Here is an 18,429-nt window from a genome sequence, read left to right as displayed (position 1 = left end):
CCTCCGCGGGTCCACGGAGCGTCGCCGGTTCGTTGCCGGAGCCTCCGCCACAGCGCCATTTAGTTCAGAACAGCGCTAGGGATACGGATCATGGAACAGACAAAGCGCCAGCCCAGGAAACTCGGCTGGCGTTTTGTGTTGCTGGCAGTTGTGCTGGCCGTACTCATCGGCGGAGTGGTCCGTTCCCTGTGGCTGGATGTCTACTTCATCCCCTCCGCCTCGATGGAGCCGCTCTTCCGGGACGGAGACAGGATCCTCGTTTCCCGCACTGACTACCAGGCTGAGCCGGTGCGCCGCGGCGACATCGTCGTGTTTGACGGCCGGGGTTCCTTCGCCCCGCTGAACAGCGGCAGGGGGCCCGTGCCGGATACCCTGGCCGGCCTGGGACACTGGCTCGGACTGGCTGGCGGTGAGGACACCTACGTCAAACGGGTTATCGGGCTCCCCGGCGACCACGTCCTGTGTTGTGACGCCGGCGGACGGCTCACAGTCAACGGCCAGCAGGTGGCGGAACCGTACCTGTACGGGGGAGACAACCCCAGCGACCTGAAGTTCAGTGTGATTGTGCCGGCCGGACGCCTCTGGCTGATGGGTGACCACCGTTCCATGTCGGCCGATTCCCGCAGCCTTCTGGGCGCCCCTGGCGGCGGCATGGTTCCGCTGGACCGGGTTATCGGCCGTCCGGTACAGATCATCTGGCCGCTTGATAGATTTACAGCAGTGCCGCGGCCCTCCGCGGCCGCCGCTCCAACGATGAACAAGAACGGACAGTAAATGCCCGAGACCGGACCCCGGACTCCCGATCCGCGGGGGCAGGACCAGCCCCGGGCTAACTCCTCGGCGATCCCCACCACGGAAAACCCGGGGGTAGCTGACTACCCGGCAGAGACGGAGCCCTCGCCCGGCGGGCCGGCGCATGCCGGCGCGTCCTCGGGACGCGCGAGGAGGGCGAAGGCCCGGGAACGGCACAGCCCGTTCTTCCTCTGGATGAAGGAAATCGCCACCGTGGTGATTGTCGCCATCGTGTTGTCCTTCCTTATCAAGACGTTTCTGTTCCGGGCATTCTACATCCCGTCCGAATCAATGGTCAACACCCTGGACGTGAACGACAGGATCTTCGTGAACCTCCTGGTCCCGGAACCCTTCGCGCTGGAGCACGGGGACGTCGTCGTTTTCCGTGACACGCAGGGCTGGCTGGTCCCTGCCGCCGAGAAGCCTGTGGGGCCGTTCACCTGGGTGCAAAACGGGCTGACGTTCGTCGGCCTGCTGCCGGACAACTCGGAGCAGCACCTCGTCAAGCGCGTCATCGGGCTGCCCGGCGACCGTGTGGCCTGCTGCGACGGCGGTGGCCAGCTCACGGTCAACGGCGAACCGCTGTCCGAGAAGTACATCAACCCCGCCGAGGTACCCCAGGTACGCGACTTCGACGTCGTCGTACCCGACGGCAAGGTCTGGGTGATGGGGGACAACCGGAACCACTCCGCCGATTCCCGCGCCCACATGGAGAGCAATGGCGGTTTCGTGGATATCGCCGATATCGAAGGCAAGGCCGCCGTCATCGCCTGGCCGCTGAACCGCATCACCTCGCTGGACAACTACCCGGACGTCTTCCGCGGCGTGCCCGTCCCGGCCGGCAAGTAATGGCCGGCGCGTAGTGGCCGGCGCGACGTCCGCAGCACCTACCCTCGACTACGAGCGCCGTTTCCGCGGCGGCGCCCGGCTCCTCGCCGGCGTCGACGAGGTGGGGCGCGGTGCCCTGGCCGGTCCGGTCAGCGTGGGGATCGCCGTCATTGACCTGGCTCGGCAGGAACTCCTCGCGGATGTGCGGGACAGCAAGCTGCTCAAGGTGGCGGACCGGGAACGGCTGATGCCGCTGGTCCGGAGCTGGAGCGTCGCCTCCGCCGTAGGGCATGCCTCGGCCAACGAAATCGATGCACTGGGGATTGTGGGGGCGCTGCGGCTGGCCGGAACCCGTGCCTGGCTCTCCGTCCTTGCCGCCGGGGTGACCCCGGACGTGGTGCTGCTGGATGGCAGCCACAACTGGCTCTCGCCCCAGGCCCAGCCGTCGCTGTTCCACGAGGGACCGGCGGAGGCGGGCTGCGACGCCCCGGTGCACACGCTCGTCAAGGCGGACATGCAGTGCCTGAGTGTCGCCGCGGCGTCCGTGCTGGCGAAGGTGGAGCGCGACGCGCTGATGCGCGGGCTGCATAGCGAATACCCGGCCTTCGGCTGGGACGACAACAAGGGCTACGGCACCGCGGCGCACAAGGATGCGCTCCGCGCCGCCGGGCCCACGCCGTACCACCGGGTCAGCTGGCAGCTGCTTTAGGTCTCGCCGTGATCCCTGCCCGGTCCCGCTTGGCCTGGCAGGGCGGAGGGCCCGTGCGCGAACGGTGGTGGCGCGGAGGCCGCGCCGGATGGTGCAAGATGGAACCATGAGTGCCGAGGACCTTGAAAACTATGAGACCGACATGGAGCTCCAGCTCTACCGCGAATACCGGGACGTTGTCGGGCTGTTCAGCTACGTGGTCGAGACCGAGCGGCGTTTCTACCTGGCCAACCATGTTGACCTGCAGGCCCGCAGCGCCGACGGGGAGGTGTACTTCGACCTGACGCTGCAGGACGCCTGGGTCTGGGACGTCTACCGTTCCGCCCGGTTCGTCAAGAGCGTCCGCGTCATCACCTTCAAAGACGTCAACGTCGAAGAGCTCCCGCGCAGCGAGGAGCTGTCTGTGCCCAAGGTCGAGGACCTGGGCAACTGATTCTTGCTGGTAGCAGGGGAAGGACCGCCCACTCTTCCTCCACACCACCAACCCTGAGTTGGCTTTCCACATAGCGTCCTGATCCTCTTCTCAGCCCTCCCGTGGCGCCGCAGGCTGGTGCCATGAGAGCTAAGGATGTGCTGGGCCGGCGCGGGGAGGAACTCGCAGCCGGCTACCTTGAAGCCCAGGGCATGCGGATCGTGGACCGGAACTGGCGCTGCCGGGAGGGCGAGATAGACATCGTCGCGCTCGACGGCGACGCGCTGGTCATCGCCGAGGTGAAGACCCGCAAATCCCTCGACTTCGGACACCCCTTCGAGGCTGTCGGCGTCGACAAACTTGCCAGGCTCCACCGCCTGGCTTCCGCCTGGTGCCGCGACCACGAGTTACGGATGCCGCTCCGCCGGGTTGACGTGATTTCCGTGCTCGACGACGGCATCGGCGAGCCCTTTGTCGAACACCTCAAAGGGGTGGGATAAGTGGCGCTGGGCCGGACATACTCCGTTGCCCTCGTCGGCCTCAACGGCTACATCGTCGAAGTCGAGGCGGACATCGGCCAGACCCTCCCGGCATTCATCATCCTGGGCCTGCCGGACGCCTCGCTCAACGAGGCCAAGGAACGGATCCGCTCCGCCGCCCAGAACTCCGGCATTCCACTGAGCCGCCGCAAGATCACGGCCAACCTCATACCGGCATCACTGCCCAAACGTGGCTCCGGCTTTGATCTCGCCATCGCCATGGCTGCGCTGCTGGCCTCTAACGATGTCCGATCCACCGGGCGCACGGTCTTCATCGCGGAACTGGGTCTGGACGGCAGGCTCCGCCCGGTCCGCGGCATTCTCCCCGCAGTCATGGCCGCGGTCCGGGCAGGCTTCCCCGACGTGGTGGTGGCGCAGGCCAACGCCGCCGAGGCCGGGCTGGTGCCCGGCGCACGGGTTCAGGGCTACAGCACCCTCGCCCGTCTGGCCTTCGACTTCGGCGCCGATCCGCAGGAGCTGGCGCTCGACTTCGATCCCGAGCCCGGACCCGAGGAAACCGGAGAGCAGGCCGTTACCCTCAGCCCGCCGGATATGTGTGATGTCTCCGGCCAGGCCGATGCCCGGCGGGCCCTGGAAGTAGCCGCAGCCGGCGCCCACCATATCCTGCTGACGGGGCCGCCGGGAGCGGGTAAAACGATGCTGGCGGAGAGGCTGCCGGGGCTCCTGCCCGATCTCGGCGATACCGAGGCCATGGAGGTGACCGCGATCCACTCGCTCTGTGCACTGACGTCGGCCTCCGTGCAGTTGCTGCGCCGGCCACCCTACGAGAACCCGCACCACACGGCCACCTCCGCGGCCATCATCGGCGGCGGATCCGGGTTGCCACGTCCGGGGGCCGCTTCCCGGGCCCACCGCGGCGTGCTCTTCCTGGATGAGGCTCCCGAGTACGAACGCCGGGTCCTCGACGCACTGCGGCAACCGCTGGAGAGCGGCGAGCTCGTTATCCACCGGTCAGCCGGCACGGCGGCCTACCCGGCCAGGTTCCAGCTGGTCCTCGCGGCCAACCCCTGTCCCTGCGGCAAGGCATCGGGAAAGGGCATCGACTGCATCTGCACTCCGACCATGCGGCGCCGCTATTTGGCCCGGTTGTCCGGACCGCTGCTGGACAGGGTCGACATCCAGCTGCACGTGGAGCGCGTGTCGCTCGCCGACTTCGGGCAGTCCGGCGTCGAGGAGGACACCGCCACCATCGCCGGACGGGTCAAGTCCGCACGCGAGCGCCAGCTCGGGCGGCTCCTTCCGTTCGGCATGGAGACGAATTCCCAGGTGCCCGGGAGACTGCTGCGGGGTGCCTTGCGGCTCGATGCCCGCACGACGCGGATCCTGGATCTCGCATTGGAACGCGGGGTACTCACGGCCCGCGGCTACGACCGGGTACTGCGGCTGGCCTGGACGCTTGCGGACCTGGCCAGGCGGGACACGCCCGATGCCGACGACGTCGGCCAGGCGCTCAACCTCCGGCAGGCGTCCGCGGCCGCCTAGCAGACGGCGTTGCCTACCATCCCCGAAAAACTGCGCCGAGCGAACGCCTTGCGGACGATCAGCCCAAGAAAGGACACATCATGACAGAGAGCGAAAGGACCGCGCGGGCGGCTCTATCCCGGCTCTTCGAGCCGCAGGACAGTGCGGGCCTGGCGCTGGTGCAGATCGCCGGTGCGGAGGATGCGCTGAGAATTGCCACCGGTCAGCTGGCCGCCGGGCCGGAACTGGAACGCGAAATGTCGCGCCTGCTGGAGGACAACACCTCCGGCGGCGGCTGGACGGGCCTGGGGACTGCGCAGAAGCGCTGGGCCCCGCGGGTGCCGGATCTGGCGCCAGGACGGGACCTGGCCACCCTGCAACGGCTCGGCGGGCGCATGATCATCCCCTCGGATGAGCTGTGGCCCCGGCAGTTGGCGGATCTTGGCCTGCAGGAACCCCTGTGCCTGTGGTGGCGCGGCCTTGAGCAGGAGCTGCCTCCTGCCGCCAGGTCCATTGCCCTGGTCGGCTCCCGCGACAGCACCTCCTACGGTTCCGCCGTGACCGGTGATCTCGCTTACTCGCTGGCGCAGCGCGGCTTCACCATCGTCTCCGGCGGCGCGTATGGAATCGATGCGCATGCGCATCGGGCTGCCCTGGCCGGCGGCAACGGCGGCGTGCCCACGATCGCTGTGATGGCAGGGGGAGTGGACCGGTTCTATCCCTCCGGCAACGAGGACCTGCTGCGGGCGGTCGCGAACCAGGGAGCCGTACTCGCGGAGGTTCCACCCGGCTCTGCCCCGACGCGGTACAGGTTCCTGCAGCGCAACAGGCTCATCGCCGCGCTGGCGTCCGTCACGGTGGTCGTGGAGGCCCGGTGGCGCTCGGGTGCGCTCAACACGGCCCACCACGCCGAAACTCTGGGCCGGGCCGTCGGTGCCGTGCCGGGGTCGGTCCACAGCGCCAACTCCGCAGGCTGCCATCGCCTGCTCCGCGACGGCGGAGCGGTCTGTGTCACCGATGCGGGGGAGATCGCCGAGCTCGCCTCCCCAAGCGGGGAATCGCTGCCTGAGGCCAAGACTGGTCGCGTGGAAGTCCATGACGGCCTGACGCTGGAAGACCTCATTTTGCTGGATGCCCTTCCACTGCGGAGCACCAGCCCCGTCGAGAAGCTCACTGCCGTGGCAGGCCTGAGCGCTGACTCGGTCAGGGCCGGCCTTGGCCGGCTCGGATTGCTGGGCCTCGCAGAGTCTCACCGCGGCGCCTGGAAGAGGTCCGGTAAAGCCGACTGAGGTCCGGCCGCGGGACCATGGCTGCCGACTGAGACCCGTGGCTCCGCCGGACCACGGCTGCCGGCAGACCCGGGGCTCGCCGCCCTAGCTGCCGGCAGACCCGCGGCTCGCCGTCGGGCTCCTTGATTGCCGGGCGATTGCTGCGAGAGTAGGGGCGTGTCTACCCAGAAGATCCCGGCCGCGCTGGCCACCGCCACCGAGCGCTTTGGCCGCTACCTCGAGGCGGAACGCGGGCGCTCAGCCCATACCGTGCGCGCCTACCTTTCTGATGTCGGCAGCCTGCTGGCCCATGCGGCGTCAGAGGGTGTTGAAGATCTCGCCGGGCTGGAGCTCGGCACCTTGCGGCGCTGGCTCGGCTCCCAGAGTGAAGCGGGCATGTCCCGGGCCACCCTGTCCCGCCGCTCCGCCACCGCCCGGGCCTTCACGGCCTGGGCCGTCCGTGAGGAACTCATCGACGCTGACCCCGCTCTGCGGCTGAAGGCGCCGAAGCGGGAAAAGACCCTGCCCGGAGTCCTGCACCAGGGACAGATCCGTCGGCTCGTCGAGGACGCGGAATCCGCCGCGGCGGGGGGCGGGCCCCTGCCCCTGCGTGACCGGGCCATGGTCGAGGTTCTCTACGCCACCGGCATCCGGGTCGGCGAACTGGCCGGTCTGGATGTGGACGACCTCGACCCCGACCGCCGGACCCTGCGCGTTCTCGGCAAGGGCAACAAGGAACGGACCGTGCCCTACGGGCTCCCTGCCGCGCTCGCCGTCGACGACTGGCTCCGCCGCGGCCGGCCCGCCCTCGCCACGGACGGCTCCGGCCCCGCACTGTTCCTCGGGGCCCGCGGGAAACGCGTGGACCAGCGGCAGGTCCGCAGCGTGGTTTATGGCCTGCTGGCGGCGCTCGGGGATACCTCCGCCACCGGGCCGCACGCGCTGCGGCACTCCGCCGCCACGCACTTGCTCGACGGCGGTGCGGACCTCCGCGCAGTGCAGGAAATCCTCGGCCACAGCAGCCTGGCCACCACCCAGCTCTACACGCATGTTTCCGTTGACAGGCTCCGCCAAAGCTACCAGCAGGCCCATCCGAGGGCCTGAAAGCAGCGGTTCATGCCGCGCCCGCTGCCCGGAACGGGCCACTGCATGAGCCCGCGCGGCGCGCCGGGAAAGACGCGCCGAATTGCACTGGCGTAATTAGGTGGCGTACGGCAGAATAAGACCTACGTCCGGCAACTTTCAAGTGTTGCTTGAAGCTCTTGAGCATCAGGTCCCACCCAGGAACCGGGCAGTAACTTAATAGTCTGGCAAGGACCACCCGCATCACTACGGACCCGCGCAACAGACAGACATCCAGGCAAGAGGTCGTTGGGGAAGACGTACCTACAGCTATGGAGGATGGAATGTCTGTTGCACTGACCCGCGGTGTGTTGTTCGTTCACTCGGCCCCGACTGCCCTGTGCCCCCACGTTGAGTGGGCCATTGGTTCTGTCGTGGACAAGCGGACGGATCTTGAGTGGACTGCTCAGCGAGCAGCGCCCGGAATGTTCCGGGCCGAGTTGTCGTGGACCGGAAATCCGGGCACGGGGGCTCAATTGGCGTCCGCACTCCGCGGCTGGGCGCATCTGCGCTATGAAGTCACTGAAGAGCCCAGCCAGGGCGTTGATGGCGGCCGCTGGTCCCACACGCCGGAGCTTGGTATCTTTCACGCGGTCACGGATGTGCACGGCAACATCATGGTCTCCGAGGACCGCATCCGCTACGCCTACGAGTCCGGCGCCGGCGACCCGTCCGCGGTTTACCACGAGCTTTCACTTGCCCTCGGCGAAGCCTGGGACGAGGAACTCGAGCCTTTCCGGCACGCAGCGGAAGGCGCCCCAGTGCGCTGGCTGCACCAGGTCGGCTAATCGCCGCACGGGTCCAACGCCACAACACTCCATAGCAACGAGAGATGCCAGATGGCGGCAACGTTCAGGAGGAACATTGCGACCATCTGGCATGTCGGGGCGGGGCGCGCCGGCAAAGGCGCGCCCCCCGCGAGAGCTAGTTGCTGCGGACCGCGATGACGGCGTTGTGGCCGCCGAAGCCGAAAGAGTTGCTCAGTGCCACGATGCTGCCGGACGGCAGGTCGCGGGCGGTGGTGACGACGTCGAGCGGGATTTCCGGATCCTGGTTCTCCAGGTTGATGGTGACCGGTGCCTTGCGCTCGTACACGGCCAGCACTGTCAGCACGGCTTCCACCGCACCGGAGGCGCCCAACAGGTGCCCCATCTGAGACTTGGTGGCCGAGACTGCCACGTCGTCCACGTGCTTGCCCAGGGCAGCCTTGAGGGCCGCGTACTCCGGCTTGTCGCCCACCGGGGTCGAGGTGGCGTGCGCGTTGACGTGCACCACATCGTCGGCCTGGATGCGGCCGTCGAACATGGCAGCCTTCAGCGCGCGGGTGGCTCCCAGCCCCTGCGGGTCCGGGGCGGTGATGTGGTAGGCGTCGGCGGTGACCGAGGTGCCGGCCAGCTCGGCGTAGACCCGGGCGCCGCGGGCCAGCGCATGTTCCTCGGCTTCAAGGACGAGGGCGCCGGCGCCTTCACCCATGACGAAGCCGTCCCGGTCACGGTCGTAAGGCCTGGACGCATGCTCCGGATCGTCATTACGGCGCGAGAGCGCCTGCATCGCGGCGAACGCGGCGATCGGCATCGGGTGGATGGCGGCTTCCGCGCCGCCGCAGACGACGACGTCGGCCTTGCCGGAGCGGATCAGGTCCAGGCCCACGTGGACCGCCTCGGTGCCGGAGGCGCAGGCGGAGACAGGGGTGTGGGCGCCCGCGCGGGCGCCCAGGTCAAGGCTGACCGCCGCTGCCGGGCCGTTGGGCATCAGCATCGGGACGGTCATGGGCAGGACCCGGCGGGGGCCCTTCTCGCGCAGGGTGTCCCACGCGTCCAGGAGGGTCCAGACGCCGCCGATGCCGGTTGCGAACGCCACGGCCAGCCGGTCGTGGTCGACGTCGGTGATGCCGGAGTCGGCCCAGGCCTCGCGGGAGGCGACGACGGCGAACTGCGTGGACGGGTCCATGCGCTTGGCTTCGACCCGGCTCAGGACGTCAGTGGCCGGAGTGGAAGCACGCGCGGCAAAGTGGACGGGCAGCTCGTACTTGGCCACCCAGTCGTCTTCAATGGTGTGCGCGCCGGAGACGCCCTTGAGCGCGTTTTTCCACATCGTGGGGACATCGCCGCCAATGGGTGTGGTGGCACCCAGACCGGTAATGACTACTTTGCGTGTCATGGGATCACTCTCTGTCGGTGCGCCCGCCGTATCGAAAACCTGGGAAGGCGGCCGGGGCTTGCGTTCGGAAAACTATGGGGTCTTGTATGTGCGGTTCCTGCAAACGGCGCGGTCCGGGGTGCAGCTGCGCCCCGGACCGGCCCGGGCCGAGACTAGGCCTGTGCGCTGGCGATGAAGCTGACGGCGTCGCCGACGGTCTTGAGGTTCTTGACCTCTTCGTCCGGGATGCGCACGCCAAACTTCTCTTCTGCGTTGACCACGATCGTCATCATCGAGATGGAGTCGATGTCCAGGTCCTCGGTGAAGGACTTGTCCAGCTCGACGGCTTCGGCGGCGAGGCCGGTCTCTTCGTTGACGATTTCAGCCAGACCGGCCAGGATCTCTTCGTTGCTAGCCATTGATGGCTCCTTTTCTTGTTATGCCCTGGACTGCCGGTGTGCCGGCCGCTTCGGGCGGAAATGATGCAAACCGAGGGTTCGGCTTGGTAAGGGATGTGAAGACGGGAGAGCGGTGGGCGCCTACGGAAGCACGATCACCTGGGCACCGAAAACCAGTCCGGCCCCGAAGCCGATCTGCAGTGCAAGCCCGCCGCTGAGCTGCGGGTTTTCCTGCAGCAGGCGGTGGGTGGCCAGGGGGATGGAAGCGGCGGAGGTGTTGCCGGCGTCAGCGATATCCCGCGCAATGATGACCGACTCCGGGAGCTTAAGCTTCTTGGCCATCTCGTCGATGATGCGCATGTTCGCCTGGTGCGGGATGAAGGCCGTCAGATCGGCGGCGGTGATGCCTGCGACGTCCAGGGCCTGCTGGGCCACCTTGGCCATCTCCCAGACGGCCCAGCGGAACACGGTCTGGCCGTCCTGGCGCAGCGTCGGCCAGACGGCGGGGCCGGTGGCGGCGCCGGTCCCGGCGGCGTCGTCGTCGCCGGGCGCGCCGCCGTGCTTGCCGGTGGTAGCGAGCTCGCGGAGGTCCAGCATGGAGTTGGTCATGCCGATCGCATCCCACTTGCTGCCGTCCGAGCCCCAGACCGACGGGCCGATGCCCGGGGTGTCGGAGGGACCGATCACGACAGCGCCGGCGCCGTCGCCGAGCAGGAAGGAGATGCTGCGCTCGGTGTTGTCGATGACGTCGGAGAGTTTCTCCGCGCCGACCACCAGGACGTAGCTGGCCGCGCCGGAGCGGACCAGGGAATCGGCCTGGGCGATCCCGTAGCAGTAGCCGGCGCAGGCGGCGGAGATATCGAAGGCGGGGGCCGGCGTCGCGCCGAGGCGGTCGGCGAGGCTGGCGGCAGCGGACGGCGTTGCGTAGGGGTGGGTCACGGTGGAGACGATCACGGCGCCGAGCTGGGACGCCTCGATTCCGGCTTTCTGCAGCGCCTCAAGGGCGGCGCCTTCGGCCATGTCGATGACGCTGACCTCGGCGGGGGCGCGGTGCCGGGTGACGATGCCGGTGCGCTGGCGGATCCACTCGTCGGAGGAATCGATCCACTGGCACACGTCATCATTTGTGACGATCACGCTGGGCCGGTAAGCGCCGACTCCCATCACACGGGTGTTCTCGTGCAGGGGCAACTGCTTCAAAGTGGGCACGATCATGCCTGTCCTTCCAGTTCTGCGAATAGGGCCAGGGCGGCGGACAGGTCGTCCGGGGTCTTGACGGTAACGGTTTTGACGCCGGGCATGCCGCGCTTGGCCAGGCCGGCCAGCGTTCCGGCCGGGGCCAGCTCGATCAGGCCGGCCACGCCGCGCTTCGCGAGCGTTTCCATGCAGAGATCCCAGCGGACCGGGCGGGACACCTGGGCGATCAGGCTCTCGACGGCGGCGGCACCGTCGGTGACTTCCGCGCCGTCGAAGTTGGAGAGCAGGGGAACCTGCGGCGTGCGGGGGTGCAGCGAGGGCCGGAGGGCCCGCAGCGCCGCGACAGCGGGGGACATGTGTGAGGTATGGAAAGCGCCTGCAACCTTCAGCGGGATCACCCGGGCCTTCGCCGGCGGGTTCTCGGTGAGGGCCTTGAGCTGCTCCAGCGTTCCGGCGGCGACGGTCTGGCCTGCGCCGTTGACGTTCGCCGCGGTGGCGCCGCAGGCTTCAATCGCGGCCATGACCTCGGCCGGGTCCCCGCCCACGACGGCGCTCATGCCGGTGGGGACGGCCGCAGCCGCGGCGGCCATGCTGTTGGCGCGTTCGCGGACGAACGTCATGGCTTCGGTTTCGGTCAGGACGCCGGCCAGGGCCGCGGCCGTGACTTCACCGACGGAGTGGCCGGCGAGGATCACCGGAAGGGTGCCGAGTTCGACGTCGAACAGGGACCTTGCGGCGATCAGCCCGGCGGCGACGATCAGGGGCTGCGCAACGGCCGTGTCCTTGATGGTCTCCTCATCGGAGGTGGTGCCGTGGGCGGTGAGGTCGATACCTGCGATTTCGCTGAGGGAGGCCAGGTGGCCTGCGACGGACGGCAGTTCCAGCCAGGGGGCGAGAAAACCGGGGGTCTGGGAGCCCTGTCCAGGGCAAACGATTGCAAGCACGTATCCAGCTTTCCAAATTACTGCGCGATTATCGGTGTATTCATGCACCAAGCTCACGGGGTCACTTTGTAGGAAGTCTACAACTGATCAGGCGCTGTTACGGGACGGCTGGCGTTCGGTGGCAGGCTTCGGCGGGGCAGCGAGCCGGCCCACCACCAGGGCTGCCTGAAGGACGAAGGCCTCCCGGGGCAGGAGCGGATCCCACCCGGTCACGTCGCAGACCCGCTTGAGCCGGTAGCGCACGGTGTTCGCGTGGACGAAGAGTTCCCTGGCCGTTGCCTCGAGCGAATGGCCCAGTTCCAGGTAGGTCCCGAGGGTCTCCACGAGTCCGTTGGATGCAGCCAGCAGCGGCCGGTAGATGTTCTTGACCAGGGAGCGCCGCGCGGCGTCGTCGCCGGCGATCACCCGTTCGGGCAGGAGGTCATCGGCTGCCACCGGGCGCGGCGCGGCGGGCCAGGCGCGGGCAGCGGTCAGACCCGCGAAGGCTGACTGGGCGGAACTGCTGGCCTCCAGCAGGGAGCCGGCCTCAGCGCCGTAGACCACCGGTCCCGGGGCGAAGAGTTCGGCCAGCTTGAGGTAGGCGGTCTCCCGGTCATGGACCCCGCCGAGGATCAGGATGAGCCGGTCACCCTGGATGCCGACGAGGGCGTCCTCGGCGAAGCGCCCGGCTGTGCGGCGCAGGTCGCTGACGTAGCTGGCACTCGGTTCTGACGGCGAATTTCCCACCATCACGGTAAAGCGTTCCTGTGCCTTCCAGCCCAGGGCGGCGATCCGGGACCGCAGGGCGTCGGTGTTTTCGCCGCGCAGGATGGCGTCTACAATGAGCGCTTCCAGCCGGGTGTCCCAGGATCCGCGGGATTCGGCGGCGCGTGCGTAGACGTCGGCCGCGGCGAAGGCCACCTCGCGGGAGTAGCGCAGCACCGCTTCGCGCAGGCCGGACTGGTCCGCTTCCGGCGCGATGATGGGCACCTGGTCCTCGACCACTTCGACCACGATCCGGATGAGCTGGAGGGCTTTCTGCAGGCTGATGGAGCGGGTGAGTTCGGTCGGTGCGGTGCCGAAGACGTCGGAAAGGATCCACGACGGCGAGCTGGGACGCTCATACCAGCTGACGAAGGCCGCGATGCCGTTCTGGGCCACCATGCCCAGCGCGGAGCGTTCGTCGGAGTTCAGCCGGCTGTACCACGGCAGCGACTTTTCCAGCTGGCGCAGCGTCGTGGTGGACAGTTGGCCCACGCTTCCCCGGAGCTTCTTGAGGGTATCGGTCTTCTCCGGGGACATGGCCTTCGCGGCGGGCTTGCGTTTTGCGGGAGTGGTGATTGGCTCTGCCATGCATCGAGCATACGGTGCCTGCCGTCCAGGTCCCATTTGTGCAAAGGCTACAACGCAGGTTGATGGGGATCACAGCGCGTTAACGCCGACGGCGGCACCCACCCTCCGGTGGGGACCGCCGTCGAACGTCCGCTCTTGCACTGCCCGCTCTTGCACTGACGGGCTGTTAGGAGTCGCCGCCCGCGTTGCCGGTGGTGCCGGCATTGACGTTGTGGAGGCGGTACTTCTCGATGGCCTGCGCCGGAGCCTGGGCATCCACTTCGCCTCGGCGGGCCAGCATCTGCAGGGAACGGACCACCACTGAGTGGATGTCGTTTTTGAAGAAGCGGCGTGCCGCTGCGCGGGTGTCGGAGAAGCCGAAGCCGTCAGCCCCGAGCGAGGCGAACTCGTTCGGGAGGAACTGGCGGATCTGGTCCGGCACGGCCTTCATGTAGTCGGTGACGGCCACGATCGGCCCGGTGGCGCCGGCGAGCTGTTCGGTGACGAACGGAACGCGTGCGGGCCGGCCCGGGTTGAGGAAGGCGTCTTCCTCGGCGGCCATGGCGTCGCGGCGCAGTTCGGTCCAGGACGTCACGGACCAGACGTCCGCGGAGACGCCCCAGTCCGCGGCGAGGACCCGCTGGGCTTCGAGGGCCCACGGGACGGACACACCGGAGGCGAGGATCTGCGTGCGCGGGCCGTCGATCTTGGCCGGTGCGAGCAGGTAGATGCCCTTGATGATGCCTTCGACGTCGAGTTCCGCCGGGGCCGGCGGCTGCACGATCGGCTCGTTGTAGACCGTGATGTAGTACATCAGGTTCCGCGAGGGGTCGTTGTCGGCAGGACCGGGGCCGTACATCCGGTTGAGGCCGTCGCGCATGATGACGCCGATCTCATAGCCGTAGGCAGGGTCGTATGAGACGACGGCCGGGTTGGTGGAGGCCAGGATGGGGGAGTGCCCGTCCGCGTGCTGCAGGCCCTCGCCGGTCAGCGTGGTGCGGCCCGCGGTGGCGCCGATGATGAACCCGCGGGTCATCTGGTCCGCCGCGGCCCAGAAGGAATCCCCGGTGCGCTGGAACCCGAACATCGAGTAGAAGACGTAGACCGGGATCAGCGGTTCGCCGTGGGTGGCATAGGACGTTCCCGCGGCGGTGAAGGCCGCCACGGACCCGGCCTCGTTGATGCCGGCATGCACGATCTGGCCGGAGATGGACTCCTTGTACGCCAGGACCAGTTCGCGGTCCACGGAGAGGTAGTTCTGGCCGTTGGGGTTGTAAATCTTCGCGGTCGGGAAGAACGCGTCCATCCCGAAGGTGCGGGCCTCATCCGGGATGATCGGCACAATCCGCTGGCCGAACTCCTTGTCCCGCATGAGGTCCTTGAGCAGGCGGACGAAGGCCATGGTGGTGGCGGCGTGCTGCTTGCCGGAGCCCCGGTTGGCGACTTCGTAGACTTTGTCATCCGGGAGGCTGATCTCGCTGTGCTTGGAGCGGCGCTCGGGGACGAAGCCGCCGAGTTCCTTGCGGCGGCCCATCAGGTACTGGATCTCGGGTGAGTCCATGCCCGGGTGGTAGTACGGCGGCCGGTACAGGTCGGCGTCGAGCTGCTCATCTGTGATCGGGATGCGCAGGTGGTCACGGAAGGCCTTGAGGTCCGCCATGGTCAGTTTTTTCATCTGGTGCGTGGCGTTGCGGCCCTCGAAGTGGGTGCCCAGGCCGTAGCCCTTGACCGTGTGCGCCAGGATGACCGTGGGTTTGCCCTTGAACTCGGTGGCGGCCTTGTACGCGGCGTAGACCTTGTTGTAGTCGTGGCCGCCGCGCTTGAGGTTCCAGATCTCGTCATCAGAGAGGTCCTGGACCATTTCCTTGGTCTGCGGGGTCTGGCCGAAGAAGTGCTCGCGGACGAACGCGCCGGACTCGGCCTTGTACGTCTGGTAGTCGCCGTCGACCGTCTCGTTCATGATCTTGACCAGCGAACCGTCCTCGTCCTTGGCCAGGAGCTTGTCCCACTCCCGGCCCCAGACCACCTTGATGACGTTCCAGCCGGCACCGCGGAAGAAGGCTTCGAGTTCCTGCATGATCTTGCCGTTGCCGCGGACAGGTCCGTCGAGGCGCTGGAGGTTGCAGTTGATGACAAAGTTGAGGTTGTCCAGCTTGTCATTGGCGGCCAGCTGGAGCAGGCCGCGGGACTCGGGCTCGTCCATTTCGCCGTCGCCCAGGAACGCCCAGACCTGCTGGTCACTGGTGTCCTTGATGCTGCGGTTGTGCAGGTACCGGTTGGACTGCGCCTGGTAGATGGCGTTCATCGGGCCGATGCCCATCGAGACGGTGGGGAATTCCCAGAACTCCGGCATCAGGCGCGGGTGCGGGTACGAGGAAAGGGCGTGGCCCTCCTTGGACTTCTCCTGCCGGAAACCGTCCAGGTCCTCTTCGGACAGCCGGCCTTCCATGAACGCGCGGGCGTACATGCCAGGGGAGGCGTGGCCCTGGAAGAAGACCTGGTCTCCGCCGCCGGGGTGGTCCTTGCCGCGGAAGAAGTGGTTGAAACCGACCTCGTAGAGGGTCGCGGCACCGGCGTAGGTGGAGATGTGGCCGCCGACGCCGATATCGGCGCGCTGGGCGCGGTGCACCATAACGGCAGCGTTCCAGCGAAGCCAGGCGCGGTACTTGCGCTCGATGTCCTCATCCCCGGGGAACGGCGCTTCCTGGTCCACGGGGATGGTGTTGACGTAGTCCGTGGTGGTGACCATCGGTACGCCCACGCTCTGCGCGCCGGCCCGCTGGAGCAGGCTGCGCATAATGTACTGGGCACGTTCGGTGCCCTGTTCCTGAATCAGGTCATCCAGGGACTCCAGCCATTCGGCGGTCTCTTCCGGATCACGATCAGGCAGCTGGTTAGTCAACCCGCTGAGGATATGGGAGGAATCTCCTGCAGCCACGTCCAACCTCTCTTTGAGCGCATCCCGCGGCGCCCTCAGCTCCAGGCAGGGTAACTGCCCGGCGTGGACGCGACGTGTGCGACATATCGGTTACAACAGCCCGGTCATGTGTGCCGGGCAAGGTCCAATCACAACTATGCCTGCCGGTTTCGGCAGGGCGGCCGCCCTGGCGGGCGTAGTCGTCATCTGCCACTCTAGCCGCGGGAGCTTGAGGATGCGTAGCGGGACGCATGAAGGCACTGTCGTATTTCACGGGCATACTGGTGGTGTGAGGAAGAACCGCCCGGCGGTCTTCGGGCCGCCCGGTGTGACGCAGAACCTGTGTGACGCAGAATATGGCGGATCGCGGAGCCAACAGCTTGAAGCGCAGGCTCAAAGGGTGTTGGCTTGGAGTAATGGAAATCACTAGAGCTATTGAAGACACTATGCATAGGAGCAACACGTGAGCGAGGCCGACGCCGCCACTTCGGTAAATGTGGCGGAAAAACTGGGTTTCAAAACCGGGGATCTGATTCAGGAATTCGGTTATGACGACGACGTCGACTTCGACTTGCGTGATGACATCGAGGATCTCACGGGTTCGGAACTCCTGGATGAGGATGATCACGACGTCGTCGACGCCGCCATTCTCTGGTGGCGGACCGGCGACGGCGATCTGGTTGACACCCTTGTCGACTCGCTGACCACCCTGACCGAGGGCGGTGTGGTCTGGGTGCTGACGCCGAAATCCGGCCGCGTCGGCTACGTTTCTCCGGCGGACATCCAGGATGCCGCGCCCACCGCAGGCCTGCACTACACCACGTCTGCGGGCGTTTCCAAGGACTGGAGCGCAACCCGCCTGGTCACCCGGAAGAACAAGTGACCCCAGCGGGCGCAGCTGCAACAGCGGTGCAGCAGGCGGTCGGCACCGCCACGCCCGCCGTCGGCGAGCCGGCTCCTGACTTCGAACTGGTAAACCAGTACGGCGAGCCCGTGAGGCTTTATGAGTTCGGGGGCCGCAACGTGGTTCTTGTGTTTTTCCCGTTCGCATTTTCCGGCATTTGCACCGGGGAACTGTGTGAGATCCGGGACAATCTGGCGCTTTTCGAGGACTCCGGCGCCACTGTGCTGGGTATCTCGGTGGACAGCAAGTTCGCCCAGCGGGCGTATGCGGAGAAGGAAGGCTACTCCTTCGACCTCCTCGCCGACTTCTGGCCGCACGGCGCGGTCGCCGAGCAGTACGGCGTGTTCGATCCTGAAAGCGGCATGGCCAGGCGGGGGACGTTCATCATCGACGCCGAGGGCATCGTGCGCTTCGTGCTGGTGAATCCCCGCGGCCGGGCCCGGGATTTCGCCGAATACCGCGCCGCCCTGGCGGGACTCGCCGGGAACTGATCCGATGAGGCAGCGGCGCCCGGGAATCGGCATGACTGGCTTCGCCAGTCTTCCCCCGGTCGCGGCCGCCGCGCCAGCCCGTGATGAACTCCGCGTACTGCAGGACATCCACGCCGTGCTGTCCGGCGGGCGCTTTGCCCTGCTCACCGGCGCCGGCCTCAGCACGGACTCCGGCATTCCGGATTACCGCGGCCCCGGTGCCGCACCCCGGGCGCCCATGACGTATCAGGAGTTCATCGGCGAAGCGGACAACCGGCGCCGCTACTGGGCCCGCAACCACATCGGCTGGTCGCATCTGCGCCGGGCGGAGCCCAACGGCGGCCATGCCGCCGCCGCGCGGCTGGAACACCGCGGCCTGCTCACCGGACTCATCACCCAGAACGTCGACCGCCTCCACGAGGACGCCGGCAGCATCAACGTGGTGGATCTGCACGGCCGCTTCGATCAAGTGGTCTGTCTCGGCTGCCACCGCCGCTACAGCAGGACCCTGCTGGCGGGCGTGCTGGAAGAACTCAACCCCGGCTTCCTGGAGCGCGCGCTGGCCTCCGGCGCCGTCGAGGCCGCTCCGGACGCCGATGCTACCGTCGAGGACGCCGGGCTGATCGAGAGTTTTGTGGTGGCCCAATGTCCGGCCTGCGGCGGTACCCTCAAACCGGACTTCGTGTACTTCGGCGAGAACGTCCCCAAGGACCGGGTGGAGCGCTGCTATGCCATGGTCGATGACGCGGACGCCCTTCTGATCGCGGGGTCCTCGCTGACAGTGATGAGCGGCCTGCGCTTCGTCCGGCACGCCGCCAAGCACGGTAAGCCGGTGGTCATTATCAACCGGGGCCAGACCCGCGGGGATGGGCTGGCCACGATTAAGCTCGACGCCGGCGTCGGCGAATCCCTGAGCTGGCTTGCAGGGGAGCTTCCTTCGCTCTGATCCCGATTGGCGCTCTGCCCGGTATATCCGGTACAGTCATTGTTCGTTGGT

Annotated in this window: 18 protein-coding genes; 12 read left to right on the top strand and 6 right to left on the bottom strand. The window is 67.5% G+C overall.

What is annotated here, in order from left to right:
- Positions 1 to 90 precede the first annotated feature (90 nt).
- The 9 genes from lepB (RCH07_RS00170) (at position 91) to RCH07_RS00130 (ending at position 7,940) form a co-directional block, all read left to right on the top strand.
- Positions 91 to 774, top strand: coding sequence for a signal peptidase I (lepB, locus tag RCH07_RS00170; RefSeq protein WP_326965448.1), 684 nt, complete (start codon positions 91 to 93; stop codon positions 772 to 774).
- Positions 775 to 1,641 carry a signal peptidase I gene (gene lepB, locus RCH07_RS00165; protein WP_326965447.1) on the top strand — a complete coding sequence of 289 codons (867 nt, stop codon included), beginning with the start codon at positions 775 to 777 and terminating at the stop codon, positions 1,639 to 1,641.
- Between the two features lie 13 nt (positions 1,642 to 1,654).
- Positions 1,655 to 2,329, top strand: a complete 675-nt coding sequence (locus RCH07_RS00160) for a ribonuclease HII (protein WP_326965446.1) — start codon at positions 1,655 to 1,657, stop codon at positions 2,327 to 2,329.
- 106 nt (positions 2,330 to 2,435) lie between these two features.
- A complete protein-coding gene (locus RCH07_RS00155; protein ID WP_326965445.1) occupies positions 2,436 to 2,762 on the top strand; it encodes a DUF2469 domain-containing protein in 327 nt (108 codons plus the stop codon).
- 122 nt (positions 2,763 to 2,884) lie between these two features.
- A complete protein-coding gene (locus tag RCH07_RS00150; RefSeq protein WP_326965444.1) occupies positions 2,885 to 3,241 on the top strand; it encodes a YraN family protein in 357 nt (118 codons plus the stop codon).
- The gene (locus RCH07_RS00145; protein ID WP_326965443.1) at positions 3,242 to 4,783 is read left to right on the top strand and encodes a YifB family Mg chelatase-like AAA ATPase; all 1,542 of its coding nucleotides are present in this window, start codon (positions 3,242 to 3,244) and stop codon (positions 4,781 to 4,783) included.
- 80 nt (positions 4,784 to 4,863) lie between these two features.
- Positions 4,864 to 6,051: a DNA-processing protein DprA gene (gene dprA, locus RCH07_RS00140; RefSeq protein ID WP_326965442.1), complete on the top strand. Its 1,188-nt coding sequence runs from the start codon at positions 4,864 to 4,866 to the stop codon at positions 6,049 to 6,051.
- A gap of 156 nt (positions 6,052 to 6,207) precedes the next feature.
- Positions 6,208 to 7,134, top strand: coding sequence for a tyrosine recombinase XerC (locus RCH07_RS00135; protein ID WP_326965441.1), 927 nt, complete (start codon positions 6,208 to 6,210; stop codon positions 7,132 to 7,134).
- A gap of 302 nt (positions 7,135 to 7,436) precedes the next feature.
- Entirely contained in the window at positions 7,437 to 7,940 is a 504-nt protein-coding gene (locus tag RCH07_RS00130; RefSeq protein ID WP_326965440.1) for a DUF3145 domain-containing protein, read from the top strand.
- 136 nt (positions 7,941 to 8,076) lie between these two features.
- On the opposite strand, the gene fabF is transcribed toward RCH07_RS00130, so the two are convergent.
- From fabF to aceE, 6 genes are all read right to left on the bottom strand, one after another.
- Positions 8,077 to 9,312, bottom strand: coding sequence for a beta-ketoacyl-ACP synthase II (gene fabF / locus RCH07_RS00125; protein ID WP_326965439.1), 1,236 nt, complete (start codon positions 9,310 to 9,312; stop codon positions 8,077 to 8,079).
- Positions 9,313 to 9,464: 152 nt separating this feature from the next.
- On the bottom strand, positions 9,465 to 9,710 hold the full coding sequence (locus RCH07_RS00120) for an acyl carrier protein (RefSeq protein ID WP_326965438.1): 246 nt from the start codon (positions 9,708 to 9,710) through the stop codon (positions 9,465 to 9,467).
- A 120-nt stretch (positions 9,711 to 9,830) separates the two neighbouring features.
- Positions 9,831 to 10,904 carry a beta-ketoacyl-ACP synthase III gene (locus tag RCH07_RS00115; RefSeq protein ID WP_326965437.1) on the bottom strand — a complete coding sequence of 358 codons (1,074 nt, stop codon included), beginning with the start codon at positions 10,902 to 10,904 and terminating at the stop codon, positions 9,831 to 9,833.
- The gene (locus tag RCH07_RS00110; protein WP_326965436.1) at positions 10,901 to 11,830 is read right to left on the bottom strand and encodes an ACP S-malonyltransferase; all 930 of its coding nucleotides are present in this window, start codon (positions 11,828 to 11,830) and stop codon (positions 10,901 to 10,903) included. Before RCH07_RS00110 ends, RCH07_RS00115 begins: the two co-directional genes overlap by 4 nt.
- Before the next feature lie 87 nt (positions 11,831 to 11,917).
- The gene (locus tag RCH07_RS00105) at positions 11,918 to 13,162 is read right to left on the bottom strand and encodes a PucR family transcriptional regulator (protein WP_326965435.1); all 1,245 of its coding nucleotides are present in this window, start codon (positions 13,160 to 13,162) and stop codon (positions 11,918 to 11,920) included.
- A 166-nt stretch (positions 13,163 to 13,328) separates the two neighbouring features.
- Positions 13,329 to 16,079 (bottom strand): pyruvate dehydrogenase (acetyl-transferring), homodimeric type, encoded by a 2,751-nt coding sequence (gene aceE, locus RCH07_RS00100; RefSeq protein WP_326965434.1) that lies wholly within the window; start codon positions 16,077 to 16,079, stop codon positions 13,329 to 13,331.
- Between the two features lie 442 nt (positions 16,080 to 16,521).
- On the opposite strand from aceE, the gene RCH07_RS00095 reads away from it, so the two are divergent.
- The 3 genes from RCH07_RS00095 to RCH07_RS00085 are packed head-to-tail and all read left to right on the top strand — an operon-like array spanning position 16,522 to position 18,378.
- On the top strand, positions 16,522 to 16,941 hold the full coding sequence (locus RCH07_RS00095) for a DUF3052 domain-containing protein (RefSeq protein WP_326965433.1): 420 nt from the start codon (positions 16,522 to 16,524) through the stop codon (positions 16,939 to 16,941).
- Positions 16,938 to 17,453, top strand: a complete 516-nt coding sequence (locus tag RCH07_RS00090) for a peroxiredoxin (protein WP_442784749.1) — start codon at positions 16,938 to 16,940, stop codon at positions 17,451 to 17,453. Before RCH07_RS00095 ends, RCH07_RS00090 begins: the two co-directional genes overlap by 4 nt.
- Before the next feature lie 4 nt (positions 17,454 to 17,457).
- Positions 17,458 to 18,378, top strand: a complete 921-nt coding sequence (locus RCH07_RS00085; protein ID WP_326965432.1) for an NAD-dependent protein deacetylase — start codon at positions 17,458 to 17,460, stop codon at positions 18,376 to 18,378.
- Positions 18,379 to 18,429 lie beyond the last annotated feature (51 nt).

Origin of the sequence: Arthrobacter sp. CG_A4 (assembly GCF_035985125.1) — a bacterium.
Classification (GTDB): Bacteria; Actinomycetota; Actinomycetes; order Actinomycetales; family Micrococcaceae; genus Arthrobacter.
This window is presented reverse-complemented; position numbering and strand designations above follow the sequence as displayed.

What these genes read in the sequence shown, in the direction of transcription:
- lepB (WP_326965448.1), top strand. Translation starts at nt 91, where the DNA reads ATGGAACAGACAAAGCGCCAGCCCAGGAAACTCGGCTGGCGTTTTGTG.
- lepB (WP_326965447.1), top strand. Translation starts at nt 775, where the DNA reads ATGCCCGAGACCGGACCCCGGACTCCCGATCCGCGGGGGCAGGACCAG.
- RCH07_RS00155 (WP_326965445.1), top strand. Translation starts at nt 2,436, where the DNA reads ATGAGTGCCGAGGACCTTGAAAACTATGAGACCGACATGGAGCTCCAG.
- RCH07_RS00150 (WP_326965444.1), top strand. Translation starts at nt 2,885, where the DNA reads ATGAGAGCTAAGGATGTGCTGGGCCGGCGCGGGGAGGAACTCGCAGCC.
- dprA (WP_326965442.1), top strand. Translation starts at nt 4,864, where the DNA reads ATGACAGAGAGCGAAAGGACCGCGCGGGCGGCTCTATCCCGGCTCTTC.
- RCH07_RS00130 (WP_326965440.1), top strand. Translation starts at nt 7,437, where the DNA reads ATGTCTGTTGCACTGACCCGCGGTGTGTTGTTCGTTCACTCGGCCCCG.
- fabF (WP_326965439.1), bottom strand. Translation starts at nt 9,312, where the DNA reads ATGACACGCAAAGTAGTCATTACCGGTCTGGGTGCCACCACACCCATT.
- RCH07_RS00120 (WP_326965438.1), bottom strand. Translation starts at nt 9,710, where the DNA reads ATGGCTAGCAACGAAGAGATCCTGGCCGGTCTGGCTGAAATCGTCAAC.
- RCH07_RS00115 (WP_326965437.1), bottom strand. Translation starts at nt 10,904, where the DNA reads ATGATCGTGCCCACTTTGAAGCAGTTGCCCCTGCACGAGAACACCCGT.
- RCH07_RS00105 (WP_326965435.1), bottom strand. Translation starts at nt 13,162, where the DNA reads ATGGCAGAGCCAATCACCACTCCCGCAAAACGCAAGCCCGCCGCGAAG.
- RCH07_RS00085 (WP_326965432.1), top strand. Translation starts at nt 17,458, where the DNA reads ATGAGGCAGCGGCGCCCGGGAATCGGCATGACTGGCTTCGCCAGTCTT.